Raw genomic sequence first — 875 nt, 5'->3', positions numbered from 1 at the left:
CCCTCGGCCCGCTTGCCCTTGCCGTTCCCCTTGCCGCCGGCCGCCGCCTCGTGTCCGGCGCTCCCACCCGGGCCCGCGGGGCCGCCCCCGGGCGCCTCGCCGCCCCGTTCCCCGGCGGAGTGCGACGGCCTGACGCCCCCTCCGGACTCGTCGTCGCCGACGCTCATGCAGCCGGTCGCGGCGACGACGGCCATGGCCGTGGCGGCCAGACGGACGGGTACGTACAAGGGGCGCACGGGCGGCCACCTCCGGGGTTCAAGGAGTCGCCGTGCCCAACTCCCTTCACCCACAAGAGGACACGCGCCCGGCGAGGCGGACTTGACCCGAGCGCGTCACCCGTACCCGCGGACGGTCACCCGCGCCCGTGGGCCCTCACCCGTACCCGAGCGCGTGCAACCGCTCGTCGTCGATCCCGAAGTGGTGCGCGATCTCGTGGACCACCGTCACCTCGGTCTCGGCCACCACGTCCTCGCGCGTCTCGCAGAACCGCAGCGTCGGCCCCCGGTAGATCGTGATCCGGTCCGGCAGCACCCCCGCGTACCACTCCCCGCGCTCCGTCAGCGGCGTCCCCTCGTAGAGCCCGAGCAGCTCGGGATCCTCCGCCGGCGGCTCGTCCTCGACGAACACCGCGACGTTGTCCATCAGCCGCGTCAACTCCGGCGGAATCCGGTCCAGCGCCTCGGCGACCAGTTCCTCGAACTCCTCGCGCGTCATCTCCAGCACGGACCCATTGTCGGGTACGACCTTGCGGTACGACCCGCATATCCGCCCGGGGCCATGGGCATACGGGACCAATGGCCCGCGTCCCAGCCGCAGCCCCGCACGCCCTGGCCCAGGTGATGAACTCCATCCGCAACGCCCCGCGCGCCCTCACC

General features: G+C 73.4%; 1 protein-coding gene and 1 pseudogene. Both read right to left on the bottom strand.

Annotated elements, in window-relative coordinates:
* A pseudogene (locus tag DMH12_RS38625) lies at positions 1-236 on the bottom strand (hypothetical protein); the annotation flags it as partial.
* A 136-nt stretch (positions 237-372) separates the two neighbouring features.
* Positions 373-723 carry a metallopeptidase family protein gene (locus DMH12_RS38620; RefSeq protein WP_064728673.1) on the bottom strand — a complete coding sequence of 117 codons (351 nt, stop codon included), beginning with the start codon at positions 721-723 and terminating at the stop codon, positions 373-375.
* Positions 724-875 lie beyond the last annotated feature (152 nt).

Origin of the sequence: Streptomyces sp. WAC 04229 (genome assembly GCF_003947455.1) — a bacterium.
Lineage (GTDB): Bacteria > Actinomycetota > Actinomycetes > Streptomycetales > Streptomycetaceae > Streptomyces.
This window is presented reverse-complemented; position numbering and strand designations above follow the sequence as displayed.